Source organism: Streptomyces carpinensis, from assembly GCF_002154505.1.
GTDB lineage: Bacteria > Actinomycetota > Actinomycetes > Streptomycetales > Streptomycetaceae > Streptomyces > Streptomyces carpinensis.
Map to the genome: position 1 here is coordinate 1 of NZ_MUBM01000815.1, position 870 is coordinate 870.

General features: G+C 74.8%; 1 protein-coding gene. It reads left to right on the top strand.

What is annotated here, in order from left to right; translation table 11 throughout:
* Positions 1-2: 2 nt before the first annotated feature.
* Positions 3-870 (top strand): serine/threonine-protein kinase (locus BZY54_RS48965; protein WP_244217741.1); only part of this gene is annotated, 868 nt, incomplete at its 3' end.

Genomic DNA, 870 nt, shown 5'->3' on the forward strand with positions numbered 1-870 from the left:
GCATGGGGCAGGTCTACCTGGCCCGCTCGGACCGGGGGCGGACGGTCGCCGTGAAGCTGGTCCGGCGGGAGCTGGCGCAGCAGGAGGAGTTCCGGGCGCGCTTCCGGCAGGAGGTGCAGGCCGCCCGGCGGGTCGGCGGCCACTGGACGGCACCCGTGCTGGACGCGGACACCGAGGCAGCCGTGCCGTGGGTCGCCACCGGATACGTCGCCGGGCCCAGCCTGCAACAGGTCGTCGGACACGACCACGGCGCGCTGCCCGAGCGTTCGGTGCGGATCCTCGCGGCCGGACTGGCGGGCGCCCTGAAGGACATCCACGCGGCCGGGCTCATCCACCGTGACCTCAAGCCCTCCAACGTGCTGGTCACGATCGACGGCCCGCGCGTCATCGACTTCGGCATCGCGCGGGCCCTGGAGACCGTCACGGACGGCGGGCTCACCCGGACCGGCGCGCTGGTCGGCTCGCCCGGCTTCATGGCGCCCGAACAGGTGCGCGGCGACCGGGTCACGCCCGCCTGCGACGTCTTCTGCCTCGGCTCCGTGCTCGCCTACGCGGCGACCGGCGCCCTGCCCTTCGGCACCTCCGACAGCGGGGTGCACGCGTTGATGTACCGCATCGCCGAGGAGGAACCCGACCTCCAGACGCTGCCCGAGGGCATCGCCGACCTGGTCCGCACCTGCCTGAAGAAGGACCCGGCGGCGCGCCCCACCCTCGACTGGATCCTGGAGCGCACCGGCGCCGAGGACACGCTGGCCGACGGCCGTCTGCGCGAACCGTGGCTGCCGGGGGCCCTGGTGGCGCAGCTCGGCCGGCACGCGGTGCAGCTGCTGGACGCGGAGAACCCGGAGGAGCCGCAGGGGGCACCTGCGG